The sequence below is a fragment of the Paenibacillus glufosinatiresistens genome (assembly GCF_031470375.1).
Lineage (GTDB): Bacteria > Bacillota > Bacilli > Paenibacillales > Paenibacillaceae > Paenibacillus_AQ > Paenibacillus_AQ glufosinatiresistens.
Genome location: NZ_JAVFHT010000005.1, coordinates 42,958 through 62,465 on the forward strand (window position 1 = coordinate 42,958; position 19,508 = coordinate 62,465).

16 protein-coding genes and 1 riboswitch are annotated in these 19,508 nt (G+C 57.1%); of the genes, 6 read left to right on the top strand and 10 right to left on the bottom strand.

What is annotated here, in order from left to right:
* Window position 1: 1 nt before the first annotated feature.
* Together RBI05_RS08050 and RBI05_RS08055 are read left to right on the top strand one after the other, a co-directional pair.
* Entirely contained in the window at window positions 2-1,375 is a 1,374-nt protein-coding gene (locus tag RBI05_RS08050; protein WP_310550711.1) for a nucleotide sugar dehydrogenase, read from the top strand.
* Window positions 1,365-2,105, top strand: coding sequence for a class I SAM-dependent methyltransferase (locus tag RBI05_RS08055; protein WP_310550712.1), 741 nt, complete (start codon window positions 1,365-1,367; stop codon window positions 2,103-2,105). The genes RBI05_RS08050 and RBI05_RS08055 overlap by 11 nt, the downstream gene beginning before the upstream one ends.
* A 158-nt stretch (window positions 2,106-2,263) precedes the next feature.
* Here the strand turns inward: RBI05_RS08055 and gcvH are convergent, their stop codons facing one another.
* Window positions 2,264-2,656 carry a glycine cleavage system protein GcvH gene (gene gcvH / locus RBI05_RS08060; RefSeq protein WP_310550713.1) on the bottom strand — a complete coding sequence of 131 codons (393 nt, stop codon included), beginning with the start codon at window positions 2,654-2,656 and terminating at the stop codon, window positions 2,264-2,266.
* Between the two features lie 246 nt (window positions 2,657-2,902).
* A riboswitch (glycine riboswitch) is annotated at window positions 2,903-3,004 on the top strand.
* A gap of 262 nt (window positions 3,005-3,266) precedes the next feature.
* On the opposite strand from gcvH, the gene gcvT reads away from it, so the two are divergent.
* The 3 genes from gcvT to gcvPB are packed head-to-tail and all read left to right on the top strand — an operon-like array spanning window position 3,267 to window position 7,229.
* A complete protein-coding gene (gene gcvT / locus RBI05_RS08065) occupies window positions 3,267-4,397 on the top strand; it encodes a glycine cleavage system aminomethyltransferase GcvT (RefSeq protein ID WP_310550714.1) in 1,131 nt (376 codons plus the stop codon).
* 7 nt (window positions 4,398-4,404) lie between these two features.
* Window positions 4,405-5,757 (top strand): aminomethyl-transferring glycine dehydrogenase subunit GcvPA, encoded by a 1,353-nt coding sequence (gene gcvPA / locus RBI05_RS08070; protein ID WP_310550715.1) that lies wholly within the window; start codon window positions 4,405-4,407, stop codon window positions 5,755-5,757.
* Complete coding sequence (gene gcvPB, locus RBI05_RS08075) at window positions 5,754-7,229, top strand: aminomethyl-transferring glycine dehydrogenase subunit GcvPB (RefSeq protein ID WP_310550716.1); 1,476 nt, start codon at window positions 5,754-5,756, stop codon at window positions 7,227-7,229. Before gcvPA ends, gcvPB begins: the two co-directional genes overlap by 4 nt.
* Before the next feature lie 240 nt (window positions 7,230-7,469).
* Here the strand turns inward: gcvPB and RBI05_RS08080 are convergent, their stop codons facing one another.
* Complete coding sequence (locus tag RBI05_RS08080; protein WP_310550717.1) at window positions 7,470-8,420, bottom strand: helix-turn-helix transcriptional regulator; 951 nt, start codon at window positions 8,418-8,420, stop codon at window positions 7,470-7,472.
* A 117-nt stretch (window positions 8,421-8,537) separates the two neighbouring features.
* On the opposite strand from RBI05_RS08080, the gene RBI05_RS08085 reads away from it, so the two are divergent.
* Window positions 8,538-9,029, top strand: coding sequence for a DinB family protein (locus tag RBI05_RS08085; protein ID WP_150459426.1), 492 nt, complete (start codon window positions 8,538-8,540; stop codon window positions 9,027-9,029).
* Between the two features lie 399 nt (window positions 9,030-9,428).
* Here RBI05_RS08085 and RBI05_RS08090 read toward each other — a convergent pair whose 3' ends face one another.
* The 8 genes from RBI05_RS08090 to RBI05_RS08125 form a co-directional block, all read right to left on the bottom strand.
* Entirely contained in the window at window positions 9,429-10,712 is a 1,284-nt protein-coding gene (locus tag RBI05_RS08090; protein ID WP_310550718.1) for a TolC family protein, read from the bottom strand.
* Window positions 10,713-10,728: 16 nt separating this feature from the next.
* A complete protein-coding gene (locus RBI05_RS08095) occupies window positions 10,729-12,384 on the bottom strand; it encodes an HlyD family efflux transporter periplasmic adaptor subunit (RefSeq protein ID WP_310550719.1) in 1,656 nt (551 codons plus the stop codon).
* Window positions 12,385-12,398: 14 nt separating this feature from the next.
* Entirely contained in the window at window positions 12,399-14,594 is a 2,196-nt protein-coding gene (locus RBI05_RS08100; RefSeq protein WP_310550720.1) for a peptidase domain-containing ABC transporter, read from the bottom strand.
* Between the two features lie 37 nt (window positions 14,595-14,631).
* Window positions 14,632-14,976, bottom strand: a complete 345-nt coding sequence (locus RBI05_RS08105; protein WP_150459430.1) for a hypothetical protein — start codon at window positions 14,974-14,976, stop codon at window positions 14,632-14,634.
* Window positions 14,977-15,039: 63 nt separating this feature from the next.
* Window positions 15,040-15,321: a class IIb bacteriocin, lactobin A/cerein 7B family gene (locus RBI05_RS08110; RefSeq protein ID WP_150459431.1), complete on the bottom strand. Its 282-nt coding sequence runs from the start codon at window positions 15,319-15,321 to the stop codon at window positions 15,040-15,042.
* Window positions 15,322-15,343: 22 nt separating this feature from the next.
* Window positions 15,344-15,622 (bottom strand): bacteriocin, encoded by a 279-nt coding sequence (locus RBI05_RS08115; RefSeq protein ID WP_223879942.1) that lies wholly within the window; start codon window positions 15,620-15,622, stop codon window positions 15,344-15,346.
* A 31-nt stretch (window positions 15,623-15,653) separates the two neighbouring features.
* Window positions 15,654-16,124 (bottom strand): DUF5085 family protein, encoded by a 471-nt coding sequence (locus RBI05_RS08120; protein ID WP_310550721.1) that lies wholly within the window; start codon window positions 16,122-16,124, stop codon window positions 15,654-15,656.
* Between the two features lie 315 nt (window positions 16,125-16,439).
* Complete coding sequence (locus RBI05_RS08125) at window positions 16,440-19,439, bottom strand: efflux RND transporter permease subunit (protein WP_310550722.1); 3,000 nt, start codon at window positions 19,437-19,439, stop codon at window positions 16,440-16,442.
* Window positions 19,440-19,508: the final 69 nt, after the last annotated feature.

The window sequence follows — 19,508 nt, forward strand, 5'->3', positions numbered from 1 at the left end:
CATGACAATCGACATGCTTCAAGATAAAATCCGGGGCCGCTCCGCCGTCGCAGCCGTAATCGGGCTCGGCTATGTCGGACTGCCGATGGCCGCGGCCATCGCCCGGGCGGGCTACCGGGTGCGCGGCGTCGATATCGACGCCGGCAAGGTCGCTGCGCTCCGCAGCGGCCATTCCTACTGTCTCGATGTCAGCGACGGGGCGCTGGTCTCCGTCCTGGCCGCCGACGGCGGCCAATCCCCCGGTTCCGGGGGAGGCTTTTGGCCCGGCACCGATTTTGCCGCGCTGGCCGAAGCCGATATCGCGATTCTCTGCGTGCCTACCCCGCTCGACGGAAGGCACCGCCCGGACATTTCGTTCATCCGCTCCGCGCTGGACGGAGCGATTCCCCATCTGCGCCGCGGATGCCTCGTCGTTCTGGAGAGCACCACCTATCCCGGTACGACCGACGAGCTGATCCGGACGGCGATTGAGCGGGCCAGAGGCTGGAAGGCGGGAGAGGACTACTGCCTCTGCTACTCTCCCGAGCGGGTGGACCCCGGCAGTCTTCATTACAGCGTCACCAATACGCCCAAAATCGTCGGCGGCGTCACGGCCCGCTGCTTGGAAGCCGGAACGGCCTTCTACGCTTCCTTCCTGGACCGGGTGGTTCCGGTCAGCTCTCCGGCTGTGGCCGAGACGGCCAAGCTGTTCGAGAACACCTTCCGCAGCGTCAATATCGGACTCGTCAATGAACTTGCGCCCGTGTGCGAACGGCTTGGAATCAGCGTATGGGAGGTGCTGGATGCCGCCGCGACCAAACCGTTCGGCTTCCTTCCCTTCTATCCGGGTCCCGGCATCGGCGGCCACTGCATTCCGGTGGACCCCCTCTACCTCTCCTGGAAGTCCAAGTCGCTCGGCCTGCCGGTTGCTTTTATCGAATTGGCGGACCGGATCAACCGCGGACAGCCTCACCGCCTTGTCCGGCGGATTCAGGAACTGCTGAAGAAACGGGGTCTGAAGCTCCGGGGAGCGCACATCCTCCTCTCGGGGATCGCCTACAAAAAAGATATCGACGACGTGCGGGAATCTCCCGCTCTGGACCTGTTCCGGCTGCTGCGCCGGAAGGGAGCCGCCGTCTCCTATGCGGACCCTTATGTCGCCTCGTTCCGGCTCGGCAAGAAGACCTTCGCTTCGCTGAAGGGCGGCCCCGCCGTCTGGGCCGATGCCGATCTTGTGGTCATTACGACCGATCACAGCGGAGTCGACTACCAGGCGATGGCCGATCATGCGCCGCTTATCCTGGATACCCGCAACGCCACGCGCGGCTGCCGGGGCGGACGGATCGTTCTCTTGGGCGGCGGACGCGCCGGCGGGGAGGAGAACCATGCCCAATAACGACCGGGTCAGCGAACGCTATTACGGACAGATCAACTCCGAGGATTCGCATGAAGCTACGCGATCCCGCATCCACTGGATCTGCGCCCAAGCTTCGGGCAGCCGGGTTCTGGATGTCGGCTGCAGCCAGGGAATCGCCTCGATCCTGCTCGCCCGGGAGGGGTTCTCCGTCACCGGCATCGATCTCGACGCAGCCAGTCTCCGCTTCGCAAGAGCCGAACGTGCCCGGGAATCGAAGCCGGTCCGCGATCATGTCGCCTTCCAGCTGGCCAGCATTCTGGATTTCACGGCCGGGGAGCACCGGTTCGATACCGTGATTCTCGGAGAAATCCTCGAACACTTTGCCCACCCCGGGCGGCTGATCGCCCGCGCCTCCGGGCTGCTGGCCAGAGGCGGCAAGCTGATCGTCACCGTGCCCTATGGCTACCATCCCTATCATGACCACAAGCAGACGTTCTACGCGGGCAGCCTCTCCCGCCTGCTCTACCCGGAGTTCCGCGAGTGCGCGCTGGAAGTGAGGCACAAGTATCTCTGCTACGCAGGCGCCAAACGCGGACGTCCGGCTTCGCCTCCGGCTCCGGGAGCGGACCGGCTGCGCCGGTGGATGGAGCTGGACGAAGCCGAGTTCCTGCGGATCGAGCAGGAGCAGCAGCGCCGGATGAACCAGCGCAAAGCCGCGCTCGACAGAGCCGCCGCCCGCCTGAAGCAGCTCGAAGAGAGAGACGAGTAGGCATACGGCGACACCGCCTTGCGCCTTCATTCCCCGTCTCCCGAAACCGCGCCCCGGCGGCAGTCCTTCTACACGCCATCCAGTTCCTTCTCCCTCCCAAGAAGGCTTCGGTCCCGCACTCTCCGGGTCCGAAGCCTTCTTCCGTGATGATCCGCGTCTTATTCGCCGATGATTTCCTTGTAGGCCGCTGCGTCCAGAAGAGACGCCACCGCCGCCTCAAACTCCCCGTCCAGCTCCAGCTCATAGATCCAGCCTTCGCCGTAAGGCTGCTCGTTCAGCAGCTCGGGACGGTTCTCCAGCTCCTCGTTGATCCGGGTCACCGTTCCCGATACCGGGGTATACAGCTCGGAGACCGTCTTGACCGATTCGATGCTGCCGATGCTGTCGCCCGCCGTCACCGCCGCGCCGACCTCCGGGAATTCGACAAATACGATATCTCCGAGCAGATGCTGGGCATGGTCGGTGATGCCTACACGGACGGTCCGTCCTTCGCCCTGCTGCGCCCACTCGTGTTCTTCGCTGTACCGGAGGTGATCCAACACTTCGCTCATTTCCTACGCCGTCCCTTCACTCGTGAATTTCATCAAACTAAGACTACGGGATACCCTTCCGCCGTGTCAACCGTCAACGCCCGGATAACGTACGGAAAAGCTGACAGGCAGCTGCCAGACCTTGTGCGATTCAGCTGATTGAAAGCGGATACCACAAAAAAATCACGAACATTTCTCCTCTTCTCGTTGACAGCATACGGGAAAGGCGGGTTTAATGGAGTGAGAAGAATCACATAGGTCAGGCGAATGAGGGTGCAGGGAGAGACCGCTTGCTGAAGGCGGCGCCGAAGGAGTAAGCCCGGATGCAAGCCGGGTGAATCTCTCAGGCAAAAGGACCTGTACCGGACGCATCTCTGGAGAGCACCGCCGCCCGATGCAGCCTTAGGCATGGGGGAGAAGCGGTCACCAACGGGGAAACCCGCATCTATGCCAGGCGGAGCCGATTGCCCGCCCGGACGCAGAGCGTCCGGCAGGCAGGGGCCGTGAGGCAGCGGGGCAACTCTCAGGTACAAGGGACAGAGCGAAAGAAGCGCGAGCGCGCCAGAGGCGCCTCCTTCTTTTGCCTGTCCTTTTTGGCATGCCATTCTAAATCGCGGAGGAGAGTGAACACATGGACCACCTGAAAAAAACGCCCCTGCGCGCGCAGGCCGACGCCTTCCCGGATGCCCGGTGCATCGACTTCGGAGGCTGGGAGCTGCCCGTGCAGTTCGTCGGCATCCAGAAAGAACATGAAGCGGTTCGCACCGCTGCCGGGCTGTTCGACGTCTCGCACATGGGCGAGTTCCTCGTTACCGGAGAAGGCGCGGAAGCGTACCTTCAGCGGATGACCACGAATGATGTCAGCGGGCTTGAAGACGGGCAGGCCCAATACTCGCTGCTCTGCTACCCGGACGGCGGCACCGTGGATGATCTGCTGGTGTACCGTCTGGGCGAAGGCCGCTATATGCTGGTCGTGAACGCCTCCAATACCGTCAAGGATTTCGAGTGGCTGAAGCTCCATCTCCCGGCGGAGGGAGGCCCGAGTCTTCGGGATGCCTCGGAGGAGACGGCATTGCTCGCTCTCCAGGGTCCGGCGGCGTCCGCGATTCTCTCGGCCGTAACGGACGCCGACCCCGCCGCCCTGAAGCCGTTCCGCTTCCTGGAGGGGGCGACGGTGTGCGGCGTCCCCGTCCTGCTCTCCCGCACCGGCTACACCGGCGAGGACGGCTTCGAGCTGTACGCGCCGGCCGCCGGAGCCGTCGCACTCTGGACCGGCCTTCTGGAAGCCGGCCGGGAGCACGGGCTGCTGCCGGCCGGGCTCGGCGCCCGCGACACGCTCCGCTTCGAGGCCAGGCTGCCGCTCTACGGACAGGAGCTGTCGCCGGACATCTCTCCGCTGGAGGCGGGCCTCGGCCCGTTCGTCAAGCTCGGCAAAGGCGAGTTCATCGGCCGCGAGGCGCTCGCCGCCCAGAAGGAAGGCGGCCCGCCCCGCCGCCTGGTCGGTCTGGAGATGATCGACCGCGGCATTCCGCGCTGCCATTATCCGGTCTACGCGGACGGCCGGCGCATCGGCGAGGTGACGACCGGCACCCAGTCGCCGACCCTGAAGCGCAGCCTGGGGCTGGCGCTGATCGAGGCCGCCTATGCCGCCATCGGCAGCGCCGTCGAGGTGGAGATCCGCGGCAGACGCCTGAAGGCGGAAGTCGTGAAGACCCCTTTTTACCGGGCACAGCCTGTTCCATCCATTCGATCCAAGGAGTGAGTCCTGCATGAGACACCGTTATTTGCCGATGACCGAAGAAGACCGCAGCGCCATGCTGGGAACCATCGGGGTTCAGACCGTGGACGATTTGTTCGCCGATATTCCCGAGGCCGTACGCTACCAAGGAAGGCTTCCCCTGTCGGAAGCGCTGGATGAATACGCCCTGCTGCGCCATATGAACCGGCTGGCCGGACGCAACGCCCATTTCGATTCCCATGTCAGCTTCCTGGGAGCCGGACTGTACGACCATCACATCCCGGTCGTTATCAACCATGTCATTTCCCGCTCGGAATTCTATACCGCCTACACGCCGTATCAGCCGGAGATCAGCCAGGGCGAGCTGCAGGCGATCTTTGAATTCCAGTCCTACATCTGCGAGCTGACCGGCATGAAGGTCGCCAATGCCAGCATGTACGACGGCGCGACGGCGCTCGCGGAGGCGGCGGTGCTCGCCTCGGGCCAGACCCGGCGGACGCGGATCGTCATCTCCGACGCCGTGCATCCGGAGGCCCGGGGCGTGCTGGCCACGACCGCCCGCGGGCTGGGCCTGGAGATCGTCCCCGTCCGGGCCGCGGACGGCGTCACCGATGCCGCAGCGCTGGCTGAAGCGATCGACGACCGGACGGCCGCCGTCCTCGTCCAGTACCCGAACTTCTTCGGGGGCATCGAGGATCTCGCCGCCATGGAGAAGCTGGCGCACCGCGCCAAGGCGCTGCTGGTCGTCAGCGCGAACCCGCTGGCGCTCGGCCTGCTGGAAGCGCCGGGCCGCCTCGGCGCCGACATCGTCGTCGGCGACGCCCAGCCGCTCGGCATCAGCGCCTCGCTCGGCGGACCGACCTGCGGCTACTTCGCCATCGCCGAGCCTCTGATGCGGCGCATGCCGGGCCGCATTGTCGGCCAGACGGTCGACCGCAGCGGCAAGCGCGGCTTCGTGCTGACGCTCCAGGCGCGGGAGCAGCATATCCGCCGCGAGAAGGCGACCAGCAACATCTGCTCCAACCAAGCCCTGCTCGCCCTCTGCGCCTCGGTGTATCTGTCGGTGATGGGCCGGGAAGGGCTGCGGGAGGCGTGCGAGCTGAACATCCGCAAAAGCCATTATGCCGCCAAGCGGCTATCCGCCGTCCCCGGCGTGACTCTGGCCTTCAACATTCCGTTCTTCAACGAGTTCGCCGTGAAGCTGCCGGAAGGCACGGACCTGTCCGCCGTCGGCTCGAAGCTCGCCCAAGCGGGCTTCCTGGGCGGCTATGATCTGGGCCGGGATTACCCCGAGCTTGCCGGCCATATGCTGATTGCCGTCACCGAGAAGCGGACCCGGACTGAAATCGATGAATTTGCCAGCGCATTGGAGGGCTGTCTATGAGTAAGGAATTGCAGAAACCCGAACAGAGCCTGATCTTCGAGCTGAGCAAGCCCGGACGGACGGCGTATTCCCTGCCCGTCTGCGATGTTCCCGGGGAGGAGGAGCTGGAGTCGCTGATTCCGGCGGAGCTTATGCGCAGCGCCCCCGCCGCGCTGCCGGAGGTGTCGGAGGTCGATGTTATCCGGCATTACACGGCGCTGTCCCGCCGGAACTTTGGCGTGGACAACGGATTTTATCCGCTTGGCTCCTGCACGATGAAATACAATCCGAAGATCAACGAGGATGTCGCCCGGTTCCCCGGCTTCGCCCGCATTCACCCGTATCAGCCGGAAGAGACGCTCCAGGGCGCGCTTGAGCTGATGCATACGCTCCAGCGCGATATCGCCGCGCTGACCGGCATGGACGCCGTTTCGCTCCAGCCCGCAGCCGGGGCCCACGGCGAATGGACCGGACTCATGATGATCCGCGCCTACCACGAGAGCCGGGGCGAGCAGCGGACCAAGGTAATTGTGCCCGACTCCTCGCACGGCACGAATCCCGCCAGCGCTTCGGCGGCGGGCCTGACGACCGTTACAATTGCCTCGGATGCGGCCGGCATGGTGGACCTGGAGGCGCTGCGCGCCGCCGTCGGCCCCGATACCGCTGCGCTGATGCTGACCAACCCGAGCACGCTCGGTCTGTTCGAGACACAGATTACCGAGATCGCGGCGATTGTTCACGAGGCCGGCGGCCTGCTGTATTACGACGGCGCCAACTCGAACGCCATTATGGGCATTACCCGTCCGGGCGACATGGGCTTTGACGTCGTGCATCTCAATCTGCACAAAACGATGAGCACCCCGCACGGCGGCGGCGGACCCGGGGCCGGACCGGTCGGCGTCAAGGCGAAGCTGATTCCGTTCCTGCCCGCGCCGTCCGTCTCCCGCCGGGAGGACGGAACCTTCACGCTGAATCACGGGGGGCGGGATTCCATCGGCCGGGTGAAAGCTTTTTACGGCAACTTCGGCATTCTGGTCCGCGCTTATACCTACATCCGCACCTATGGACCGGACGGCCTGCGCGAAGTCTCCGAGAACGCCGTGCTGAACGCCAATTACATGCTCGCCAGACTGGCGCCGCATTTCGATGCGCCCTATCCGGGGCTGTGCAAGCACGAATTCGTTCTCTCCGGCAAAAATCTGAAAGCGTACGGGGTCCGCACGCTCGATGTCGCCAAACGGCTGCTGGATTTCGGCTATCATCCGCCGACCGTCTACTTCCCTCTGACCGTCGAGGAGTGCCTGATGATCGAGCCGACCGAGACCGAGAGCAAGGAGACGCTCGACGGCTTCATCGACACGCTGATTGCCATCGCCGAGGAAGCCAGAACGAACCCCGAGAGGGTGCGGAACGCCCCGCATACGACCGAAATCAGCCGGCTCGACGAGACTCAGGCTGCCCGCAAGCCGGTGCTGAACTGTTCCTGCGGCTGAGGCCGGGGACAACTGCACGGGAATTCAGCCAATGCCGGCTCCTTCCGATTCCAGCAAAAGGACCGTCCCCCGGACGGTCCTTTGTGATTCATGCCGGGCAGGCGATTCCCGGTGCCCTCTCACCGTCTGCCGCGCAGCCATTTTATGAGCCGCCACATCCAATACACCCAGAGCGCAAGCGCGGCAAAGGGAATGATGAGTTCCACGAATCGGAGTATCATTCCGTCCCCTCCCTTCGGCCTATTTCTTATATCGTTCCAGCGTTTCCAGCAAAAGGCGCCGGACGGCCGCGATCAGCTCCGGCGGCTCCTTCACCAGAGCGCTCGGCCCGAGGCCGGCAAACAGGCGGGCGAAGTAGTCCAGCTCGCTGCCCGGTATCTCGCTGTCCAGCAGGCCGCTGCCGTCTTGGCGAACCGTAACTCCCCCTCGCGCGCCCAGCTCGGCCTGGCAGACACGAACCCCTTCCTCCGTAAGCTCGGCCCGGCAGCGAAGAAGCGCTCCCTCTCCGCCAGAGACCTCATGCCAGTTGCCGAGATGAGTTTCCCTGAGATCAAGAGACACAGGCCCGTCCTCTACTTCCCGGGCCGTCTCTATCCGGTCGCAGCGGAAGAGGCGGACGCCCTGCCGCAGGAAGCAGTACGCCGGACAGTACCACAGCCCGCTGTTGGCATAGATGCCGATGGGCTGGATGTCGCGTTCCGCCGTGTGACCCGAAGAACGGTACCCGATCCGCAGCACCTTCGACGAGATGGCCGCCTTCAGCAGAAGCGGCAGATGCGGCGCCTCCGCCTGCCTGGGCGGTATGACGAAATCCACGCGGTTCCTCATCTGGTCAATCCGCTCCCGGACATCGGCGGACATATAGTGATAGAATTTGCCCAAAGCCGAGGAAGCTTCCGCACGGAACGGAACCGCGGTGTAATGCCGGAGCGCATGACTGGCAAAAAACAGCGAGACGGCTTCCTCCTCCGTGAAAGCAATCGGCGGCAAAATCCGTTCATTCAGGACCCGGTATCCCCCGTGGGCCCCGACCTCGGAATACAGGGGGACGCCGAGCTCCTCCAGCTCTTGAAGATCCCGCATCATCGTCCGGGGCGACACCCGGAATTCCCGGGCCAATTCCTTGACCGTGAACTTCCGTTTGCGGTTAACGGTCAGCATCAGCTCCAGCAGCCGTTTGGACTTGGACATCGCAATCCCTTCTTTCTTTTTGCCCAATTATGACTATACTTGTCACCATTATAGGCTACACTGATAGGGAAGGCATCCCCTTCACCCTCAGCCCATTCAGGAAAGGCGTGACTGCACATGCAAGCCGTTCAGGAAATTCAGGCTCTCTTATTTGAAGAATTGTCCCTTATCATCCGTACCACCGGCCAGCTGCTGAGCCGGATTTCAGCCGAGCACTGGGAACAGCGGCCGCAGGAGAATATGCGCACCCTCCGCGAACTGGCCCAGCACCTGGTCGCCATCCCCGAAGTCGATCTGCTGATTCTGCGCGAAAGCCCGGCCGAGCCGGTCCGGGCGCTGGAAGCGGAGATCGAAGCGAGCACCGGCACCGATGCCGCCCGGCTGACCGCCCGGTTCGAATCCGGAGCCGCCCTGCTTCAAGATTACATGAACGCTTTAAGCGACGACGAGTTCCTGCACAAAGCCACGGCTCCGTTCTATGTGAACCATCCCACGGTCCAGGCCAAGTGGCTGATTGAAATCATTACCCACGCCCAGCATCACCGGGCGCAGCTCTTCGACCGGATGAAGCTGCTCGGTTATCCGGTCAGCATGTCCGACTTGTATTAAGCATCCCTATCCTTGTCATACCCCTTGCCTTGGGATTCCAGATAGCCTTCAAGCATCTTAAAATCAAAAGACCCGGACGACAAGGTCCGGGTCTCTTGATCTGTGCCGCGATGGTAACCTGAAGACCGATTGGCGAAGCTAAACGATAAGCGGCTTAAAGACAGCGGGTACCGTCAGCGCAGCCGAACCGCTTCCCTCACCGCGATCACCGTGAGCAATCCCAACGATAGGACAGAGAATCGGTCAACGGTGTGACGGCTCGTTCTCTTGATTTCTCTTCCCCTCCTGCAAAGCAGGCTGCGCCCTGTGCTCCATTGTGAACGCTTCGGTCCAGAAGCAAAAGGTCCCGGCAGGATATTGCAGGTTCAGACACATCATGGCATAATATAGAGTCTGTCATCACTTCTCCGAAATGATCACTCCTTCAGCAGCCAGCTTCATTCTCTCTGTCTGAAGCAGATATTGATAGCGGAATTGATCCAGTTTATACTCAGCCTCACGCTGCGATTGATTCGCTTGTTCCAGTTTGGCAAACGATATCCGTTTAGAGACATACAAGCGGTAGGCATCCTGAGCCTCCTCAGAAGCATCCTCTGCTTCTGAGGAGGCATTTTGAAATTGATAATAAAGGGTGGCCGCTTCTGCCTGGTATGCCTCCACTGCACTTCCCAATTCAACTCTAAGAGTGTTTCTCTGCTCAACTGCTTGAGACCAAAGGACTGTATAATAATTTTTCATTTCTGTTGTCCCCTTCCCGGCAGCATCCAAATTACTCTTTGCCAGTTTGATTTTAGCGTCCATTTGCTTGATGTCATAATTTCGGTCTAGATCAACAGCAATCTTCAAATCAGGCGAGGAGGGATTGGCAATGATTAAGTTGTCCAATTCAAGCGGAAGATCGGCATTCATTCCGAGTCCTCGCTTAAATTGAGAGAGTTGGATCTGGTAAGAGTTCCTCTTGGACTCAAGCTCGCCCTGTTTGGCCCTGGCCTGGCGCTGTATTTTCTCCAGTCCGCTTCTGGACAATCTTCCCGCTTTGTAGAGGACAGCCGCATCCGAAGCTAGCTTCTGGCTGTCTTCAAAGCTCTCTTGGACAAATTCCATTTCAGACGAGGCCATCTTCAACCCAATATACTGGAGCTTTACCTTATAGCGGATTAACGGTTCTGCTTTCATTACAGCCAAAGAAGCCAAAGACTGGTTGCAGTTCAACTCTCGAAGCCGTGCATCGTAGGTCTCCAGCTGTTGATTCTTCTCTTGTTGATTCGCCGCGTTCTGTATTCCATTCTGATATTGAATCCACTGATTAATGGAACGGTTAATGGCAATTTGAAGATTTATCGACTGAAGAATTGCATTTTGCTCTTCTTCCTCCAGGTCGTCCCAGTCTTTGATTTCTGCAAAATAGTCATCCGCATTTACGGTAAGCAGGGGTGCCTTAGTCTCCACATTAGCGGATGCCAGCTTGTTTTTCTCGGATTGAACGTAAGACATCTCCGCTTCACTTGCGGCCAACTCCCATTTCGTCTGCTTCATTTCGCTGAAGCTTTGAAGTGCGAGCTGAGTCGCCTCGTCTAGCGACAGCTTGCGGATCGTCCCCTCCTCGGCATATGCGCTGGACGAGAACACGATCAGCAGAATCAGACAGAGCCATATACTCGTTCTCCTGCTCGGCCGGATCACTTTTATCACTCCCCTGCTATTGCTTGAAACTGATTTTTTCCAGAACAAAATCGATAACCCGCTTGGTATCTGTCAAAATATAAGCCTGTGCTTCCATACCAAGACGGACTTCCCCCCGTTCTCCTTTATGATTCTTCAAGTATTTGTTTGGCAGAGCCGCCTCAACGAGATAATAGCTCAGCCCATCCTGTTGAATAACGGAGTCGGTTCCTATTGAAGTTATCGTTCCACTTAAAGAACCAAAGCTTTGTTTGGGGAATGCTGCAAAATTAAACTTCACCGGGTCGCCTACCTTTATTTTTCCGGCTTCTGAATTGGGCACTGCCAGACTCATCTTATACATGGATTCATTCATCGGAATAACCGCCATTAAAGGTTCTCCGGGTTGTACTACATCGCCTGCGTTGATTTCTTTGATCACCTTAATGGTTCCGTCAATAGGAGACACCAGCGTATGATTTCCGATCTCCAGCTTGAGTTGATCCACATTGCTCTGCAGAGCGGTTAGCTTGGTCTCTTCCTCCTGAATGAGGTTCTGGATCTGAACAATTCGATCTGCCTTTAGTTTACTTAATGCAGTATTTTCAGCGTTCATAGCCATCACTTGCTGGCTGTTCAGATCCTCCAGTTCTTTGCCCAGTTTGTCCTCTTGGAGATGATAGATTTCGATTTCGGATTTACTCGAAGCTTGGTGTCTCAGTGTACTCAACTGGCTGTTCATCTCAATCAACTGAGCTTCCATATCTGCAACATTGTTCTCAATACCTGAAAGTTCTTCTTCATACAGCTGCTGTATCTGTCCTTGGGCCGCCTCCATATCTCTTTGAGCCTTCATCAGTTCTTCGCCTGAAACGAGGCGTTCCCCCAGACTCTCCAGTATTTTGAAGTCAGTCGTTTTCTCCTCGGCATTCTTGAGCAATTGCTTACGCTTTTCCGCATAGGTGGCATACTGCTGATTTCGCTTCGCATCCTTCGTCTCGATGATAATTTGATTACTTTTCACAGACTGAGCCAACTGTTTCTCCCGCGTCAACTCCGTCTCGAGCCAACTGATTTTACGCTGTAATTCGGATTCCTGCTCGCTCCGCTTAGCCTGGCTGGTCTGCAGATCATTGTTTAGCAGAGCTCGGGAGCTCTCGTTAGTGTGGATAGCCGATTCTATTTCTAGCGCTGAGGCAGCAAGACTGTCCTGCAATTGGCGGTACTCCAGCAAGAACTGTTCTACACCGTCGTAATACTCATCTTCTGCCGGATCGGACTCCGAAAATTCATTGTGCAGGTTATCGATACTGTGACGATAGCGTTTAAGCAAGTTCAGCTTCTGGATACATTTGTCCGCCTCGTCGCTCTGGTTGCGAAGTTGAAGAGCAAGATCCTTGGTATCAAGTGCAAGTAACACATCGCCTTTATGGATCTGTTCGCCTTCTTTCACTTTAACAACGGTGACTTTTCCCAGCGAAGCAGACTGGACGGTGCTGACCTTCTCATTGGATCTTGCCACAGCCGCAGCCTTAGCAGTCACATCAATACTGCCGTAATAGGACCACACCAAGACCGTCCCTAGCAGCAGCATCACAATAACCAGAAAAACGGTTATGAAGGGATGTGTCTTAGATTCAAGCATCTCCCGACTGTCTGTCATTTCGCTAAGCTCTCTTATTTTTATGTCCATTCTATTCGGCCACCTTATCCGCCCGCCAGCACAAGCTTCTGTTCATTCTCCGGCAACTGATCTTTCCAAAGACTGTAATATTTCCCTCGGCACTGCAAAAGCTGATGGTGACTCCCCGCCTCCAGTATCCGTCCCTTATCCATAACATAGATACGGTCGCAACGCATAATGGTACTGAGCCGGTGCGCGATAATAATCATGCTCATATCATCCAGGCTATTTATCGTTTCGGACACGGCTTTTTCGGTAGTCGAATCCAAATTGCTTGTCGCTTCATCCAAAATCAGAATATCCGGTTGTCGCAACAGAGCTCGGGCTATCGCCAGCCGTTGTCTTTGACCCCCGGATAAATTGGCTCCATTCTCCTCCAGAATCGTCTGATACCGTAATGGCAGTTGATTAATGAATTCATGTGCCTGTGCAATTTCACAAGCTTCTATTAATTGCTCCAGATTATAGTCTGCCGCAGCGCCCAGGCAGAGATTTTCCCGAATCGTTCCGCTGAAGAAGAAGGTCTCTTGCGAGATATAAGCAATCCGGTCTCTTAATCGATCCAAATGAATATCCTTGATGTTGTAATTGCCAATCAGGATATCTCCTTTTTCATGCAAATAGAACTGCATCAGCAATTTAATCAGAGTGGTCTTGCCGGAGCCGCTTTCACCAACCAACGCAATTTTCTCTCCCTGATTGATGGTAAGGCTAATATCCTCAAGGACCAGAGAACGGGTTCCATACCGGAAGCTGACTCCTCGAAAATCAACATCTCCCCTTAGACGCTCCGGCCGTATTTTTTTGTCCTCGTCATTTTGTTTCTCCGCTTCGAGATCCAGAATTTCGCTTAGACGGTCTGCAGCTACGACTGCCGTCTGAAGGGTGGGCTGAAGGTTGATCAAATTCTGAATAGGCTCCAGAAAATAAGCCAGGAGCGAATTGTAAGCAATTAATTGTCCGATGGACAGATCGCCTTGAATAACCTGGACAGCGCCTACCCAGAGAATAATCACTCCGCCAATCATCTGCACAGTCGCCTTTAAAGAACTCTGGATATTGTTGATTAACCCCAGCCGAAAAACGGATTTCAGAAAACCGACAAATTTCTGTTCGGTCTCAAATCCAGCCTGTGCTTCGGCACGGTAAGCTTTGACGGTCTCGATGCCCTCGATCGACTCTACGATGTAAGAAGTCAATTGAGAATTCTTCTCCATCTGTTCCCGATTGAGACGGTCAAAAGGCTTGTGAAATCCCCAGACTAACAAAAGGTACAACGGAATCATCAGTACGGTTATGCCAAAAAGAAGCGGACTCTGGACATATAAGATAACCCCACCGGCCACAACCATAATGGTATCGATCATCACCGTTAGCGTAGCGGTAGAAATCGCATCCCTTACCTTGGAAGCATCCATAAGCCGAGATATAATTTCGCCGGTCTTGCGAGTTCCGAAGAAATTCATGGGCAGCTTAAGGACATGGTGGTAGTAGCCCAAAATCAGCGAAATATCCAGATTTTGACTGAGGGTAAGCAAAATATGACTCCGAAATGCATTCAAAAGAACCTTGAATATAAACAATACAATTACACCAATCGACACAATGTGCAGCGTTCTGCTTAGGCTATAAGGAAGAATTTCATCGATCAGCAATTGAAAATAAAACGCCGATAAAATCCCCAGTACCGTAAACAGCATTGAAGAAAGAAAAATGCCAAAGAGCATTCGCCGCTGCGGGATTAACAGCCCAAAAAAACGGGAGAATAGCCCTTTAGTCTGGTTCCCCTTCTGGAATTGAGGGGTAGGAACCATTAATATAAGAACGCCAGTCCAGATTTTGAGAAACTCCTCCGGCGGGAGCTTCAGTATTCCCTTCGCTGGATCAGCCAGGGTGATCAGGTTTTTATCAACTTTATGGATGACTACATAATGCAGCAGCCGTTCATCGACTACTACGTGGGCGATGGCCGGCAACGGGAATTCGCTGAACAGAGACTCTCGATTTCCTTTAACCGCCTTTACGGTAAAGCCTAATTCTTCAGAGGCTTTAACCAGGCCATAGGCGCTGGTACCTTGATTGTCTGTTCCTGCGACTTCCCGTATTTTGGAAATCGGAATTTTGAGTCCATACTGCTTACAGACTGTTGCCAGACAAGCCGCACCGCAATCTTTGTAATCATGTTGTTTGATGCAAATATACTTGTTGAACAGCTCCATCACCGCCGCTTCCAAAACTCTAATTATCGATAGATCGTTACTTCTTTTTAGATATGCTTCGAATAAGGGGATTGAACATTAAAGCAAGCCCAACACCGAATAGCAGCAGGTCAACCACCTTCATATCATCCGCAAGAGAAGTTAAGATAAGAGCAAAACCGACAACTACAAATACCAAAAAGCCAAAAGAAACCGTGGGCTTCATTTCACTGTTCCCCTTCCTCTCTTCCCAAGCAAATCTAAGGTCAAACGGCATAAAACAAAAAAACAAACCTACCATGAACAGTACGGTATTCCATACAGTTAAAGTATGATAGATAGAGACAGCAACCAAAGCGAGTCCCGCAACCGAAAGAGTAAACCCGTTCGTATGTTTATTCATCGTGCACCTCCTGTCTAACGTTAGCGAAAATACCTGGAGCCGCAGCTCCAGGTATATGGAATACTAGAAAATTACGCTTACCGCTCCTGCCGAACCGCCAAATACAGCACCGGTAGCCGCGCCGCGGACCCCGTAATAAGCTGCGCAGGAAATAGCACCGGCTACCGCTCCGCCAGGGCCTGCCGTTGCCCCGATCAGCGCTCCCATCGCCGCTCCTCGAATGACACCGGCAGCTCCTCCTACTACGGCACCTACGACTGCATCTTTCCACCAGGAACCGCCGTTAACTTCCATGAGTTCAGAACTGTTCATTTCAACAAAACCGTTACTCAGCGCATATTGCATCTTTTATTTTCTCCCCCTGTCATTACCAGACTTGTTTCCAGATACTCTTAGCCGCGCCCGAAAGCGCGCCTACAACACCGCCTACCACCGCACCTGCCGCTCCGGCAGATACAGTGCCAACCACAGGCGCTACCACAGTTCCGGCACCGGCAAATGCCAGTCCTCCTGTAACTGCGCCCGAAGCTCCTCCAATCGCAGCCGACTTGGCTACGTTCCACCAATCGATGCCTCCATTAATGCTCTGCAGCATCTCTTCCTGGATCAGTGTGAAGCCCTTGAGATCTCCAATCGCCATATTCATTCCCATTCACCCCCTTTCGTTGCTGTTCTGCTCAAAGCAGGCAAGGATTAACTGCAACATACATATCGATTTGAATCTCGCCGCCGGTCTCGGAGTCATGATTGACGTTGTAATAAGCGGTAATTGGCTGCAAGCCGTTCTTACTCATATACTCGGCAAAACTTTCATAAACAAGATGCACTTCTTCGGGTGATCCTTTATACCGACAGAGCAAGGCATTGGTGAGATAGAACTTGGGCAAGTAACGGTACTCCGGATGAAGCTTGACGCCCCGATCCACAGCCACCAGAAATTCCATATCAATAACTTGCCGCTGATTCCCATCGTTCTCCACGGCAAAGGTTACCGTTATAAACGGCCCCTTTCTTACCAAGCCCAAGCTTCTCAGGTACTCCACAAAAGAATCAATTTCTTGATTCATTTGCTCGAAAACGACCTTTTTACGCAATGCCACCACATTCTCAAACTCCAGGGTGGTGCCGGACTCAATGAGGTATTTCATTCTATCTGCATCTCCTTACCTAACTGTTGAATATTTTAAGAGCGCTTACAATCTGGCAAAGTATCCTTCTAAGCTCCCTAGGCTGATACCGAGAGACTTTCAGCCTGCTCCCTCAGCCCCAGCTCTCCTCTAATTCTGAAGGCAATACGAATAACCTGAAATGTCCAAGCAGGATATTGTCAGGCAGGTTCCTGTTCTGATATAATGCGTCCTTCGCCTTGTTCACGGCCTTCAGAGCAGACGAAAGCCCGGCGATTCCTCACCGGGCTTATTCTGTGCGGCCGCAGGGCCGTGATCTTATACGGACGGCTTATGCTATGCCGCCTTCTGTACATTCTGCCGGCGCTGGCGCGCCGCCTTGCGGAAATGCAGCAGCTCGTAGATGACCGGCACGACGACCAGCGTCAGCACCGTCGCGGCCGTCAGCCCGCCGACAACGACGATGGCCAGGCTCTGCGAGACAATGCTTCCCTGCTCGGAGTGGCCGAAGAGCAGCGGCACCATCGCGCAGATGGTGGCGACAGCCGTCATCAGGATCGGCCGCATCCGCGTGCCGGCGGCTTCCAGCAGCGATTCGCGGATGCTCATCGAGTCCTCGTTGTGCTTGACGCGGTCGATCAGCACGATCGCGTTGGTCACTACGATGCCGATCAGCATCAGGGCTCCGAAGAGCGCGGTGAAGTCCGGCGTTGTTCCGGAGATCAGCAACGCAATGACGGCGCCGATTGCCGCCAGCGGCAGCGAGAACATGATGGCCAGCGGAGCGCGCAGGGTACGGAAGGTCAGGACCATAATGAGGTAGACCAGGCCGATCGACAGCAGCGCCGTCATGCCAAGGTCGGCAAAGTCTCCGCTCTGTTCTGCCGAGGCGCCGCCCGCGTACAGCTTGACGCCATCCGGAGTCTTGATATCCTTCGTCTTAGCGGCAATGTCCTTGCCGATCTCCGAGACGCGCTTCGGATCGACATCGGCCGTAATCCGGATGTACGGCTTGCCGTCCTTGTGATAGAGCATCGCCGGCTGGCGGGTGGTTTCAAGCTCGGCGATTTCGCCGATCTTCTTCGGACCCTGCGCCGTCAGAATGGTCAGGTTCCGCAGGTCGCTCTCCGTCTTCGGCGCAGAGGACGGCGCCAGCATCACTTTGGATGGCGCTCCGTTCAGATCGATCTCTCCGAGAGGGATCGGGTTGAGCACCGCCGCCAGTTGTTGGGAAATCTCCTGGCCGCCGGAGACGGCCGGGTCGATTTTGAAGGCAAAGACCGGCTTCGTATCATCCATATTGCTCGTAATCTTGCGGATGCCTTCCACCGGCTGAATCGCCTTCTGAACTTCGGCTGCTACCGGCTTCAGCGTCTCCAGATCATCGCCGACAATGTCGATATACTCGGTCGCGCCGGACGAGCCCATCAGACTCATCTCGCTGACCGAGAGAACCGCTCCCTTATAGTCGCCGGCCAGACTCTCAATATGGTCGATCAGCGCCTGGGCATTGGTGCCCTTCTTGATAACAATCGTATAATCGACCAGCGCGGTTGATGAGACGCTGCCCCACTTGGCCATATCGGCGCTGTTGCCCGACTGCATGACGACATCCCCGGTCTGCGGCTGCTTGATAAGCTCCGCCTCCAGCTGCTTGCCCCGCTCCAGCACTTCGGCAACCGGCTTGTCGTTCGGATATTTGAGCTGGACCGATACATAGCTGGCGTCGGATGCGTCCAGCGCGGCTTTCGGCATCGTGACGTAGGCGGCGATCGACCCGATCAGCACCACCGTTCCGAGCGTCAGCGAGACCCATTTATGGCTCAGGTTCCAGTTCAGGAACCGCAGGAACGAGCGCGAAGGCTTATGCTCCCGGAGCCCGCCTTTGCGCAGCAAGCCCGAACCAAGCAGCGGCACCACCGTCAGGGCGACCACGAGCGAAGTCAGCAGCGAGTAGGTAACGGTGAGGGCGAACGGCAGGAGAAAAGCCTGAAGGCTGCCCCGCAGCAGACCCATCGGCAGGAATACCGCCACCGTTGCAATCGTGGACGATGTAATGGCTGCCGCTACTTCCTTGGTCGCCGAGACAATCATGTCTACAGAGAAGGCTTCCCTCTGAAGCCGCCGGTAAATATTCTCGATGACGACGATACTGTCGTCTACCAGACGGCCGACCGCTACAGCCACGCCGCCCAGCGTGATGATATTCAGCGTAATGCCCGACAGATCGAGCAGATAGAGCGTGACGGCCAGCGACAGCGGAATCGAGACCGCTGTAATCAGCGTCGCCCGCACATTGCGCAGGAAGATCAGGATGACGATCGTGGCGAACAGCGCGCCGAGCAGCACTTCGCGCATCATGCTGTTGACCGAATCGACGACCATATCCGAGGTACTGAATATCACTTCCACATGAGCGCCTTTGACGCTCTTGCTCAGTTCTTTGGCCTTATCGGCCACTTTGCTTCCGACGTCCGCCGCATTGGCGCCCGCTTCCTTCGTTACGCTTGCAACCAGCACGTCCCGGCCGTTCGAGCGGCTGACGCTCTCCTGGTCGTGCCGCACTTCAACGGCGGCTACCGAGCCCAGCGTGACGCCGTCTGCGACCGGCAGCCGCTTCAGCGTCTCCACGCTGTCGATCCGGGCCGTTACGTTCACGCTGCCCGTCTCTCCGGCGATCGTCTGCTCGCCGATGGATGCCGAGACGCTGCGCCCTTGGAGAACGCCCATGATCTGCGGCAGCGATACGCCGCTGGCGGCCATCTTGGCCGGATCCATCCGGACGTTCACCACCGGGGCGCTCCGGCCGTAAAGGGCCACATTCGCAACCCCGTCGATATCCTCCAGCGCCGGAAGAATCTCCTTCTCCACCTTCTGCAAAGCCTGCTCCGTCAGTCCCTCGTCGAAGGCCATGGTCAACTGCGAGACCGGAATCATGGAAGTATTCAGCTGAACCACAAACGGCTTCATGACCCCCTCGGGGAATGTCAGCGCATCGACGGCCTTCTGCACATCCTGGGACGCCGCTTTCATGTCCGTCTTGCCGTCGAAGTTCAGATTGATCTGCGAGTAACCGTCCCCTGTCGTCGACAGGATGCCCGTCTTGCCTTTGACAGCCGATACCGCCGATTCAATTGGCCCGGTTACCCGTTCCTCCATTGCCGCCGTATCCTGCCCGGGTCCGAGTACGGTTACCGTCACCTGCGGATTGTCCGCCTCCGGCATAAATTCCATCGGCAGCTTGAAGTAGCTCATCACCCCTGCAATTAGTGCGATGACGATAAGCAGCCCGGCCGCCGCCCTGTTCCTGAATGTCCACCTCGTTAATCGTTCCACTTGCCAATCTCTCCTTCCACTCCCCAATAATTTGCGGTCGTTCTCTGGCTGTATTTCTTCTATGTATGG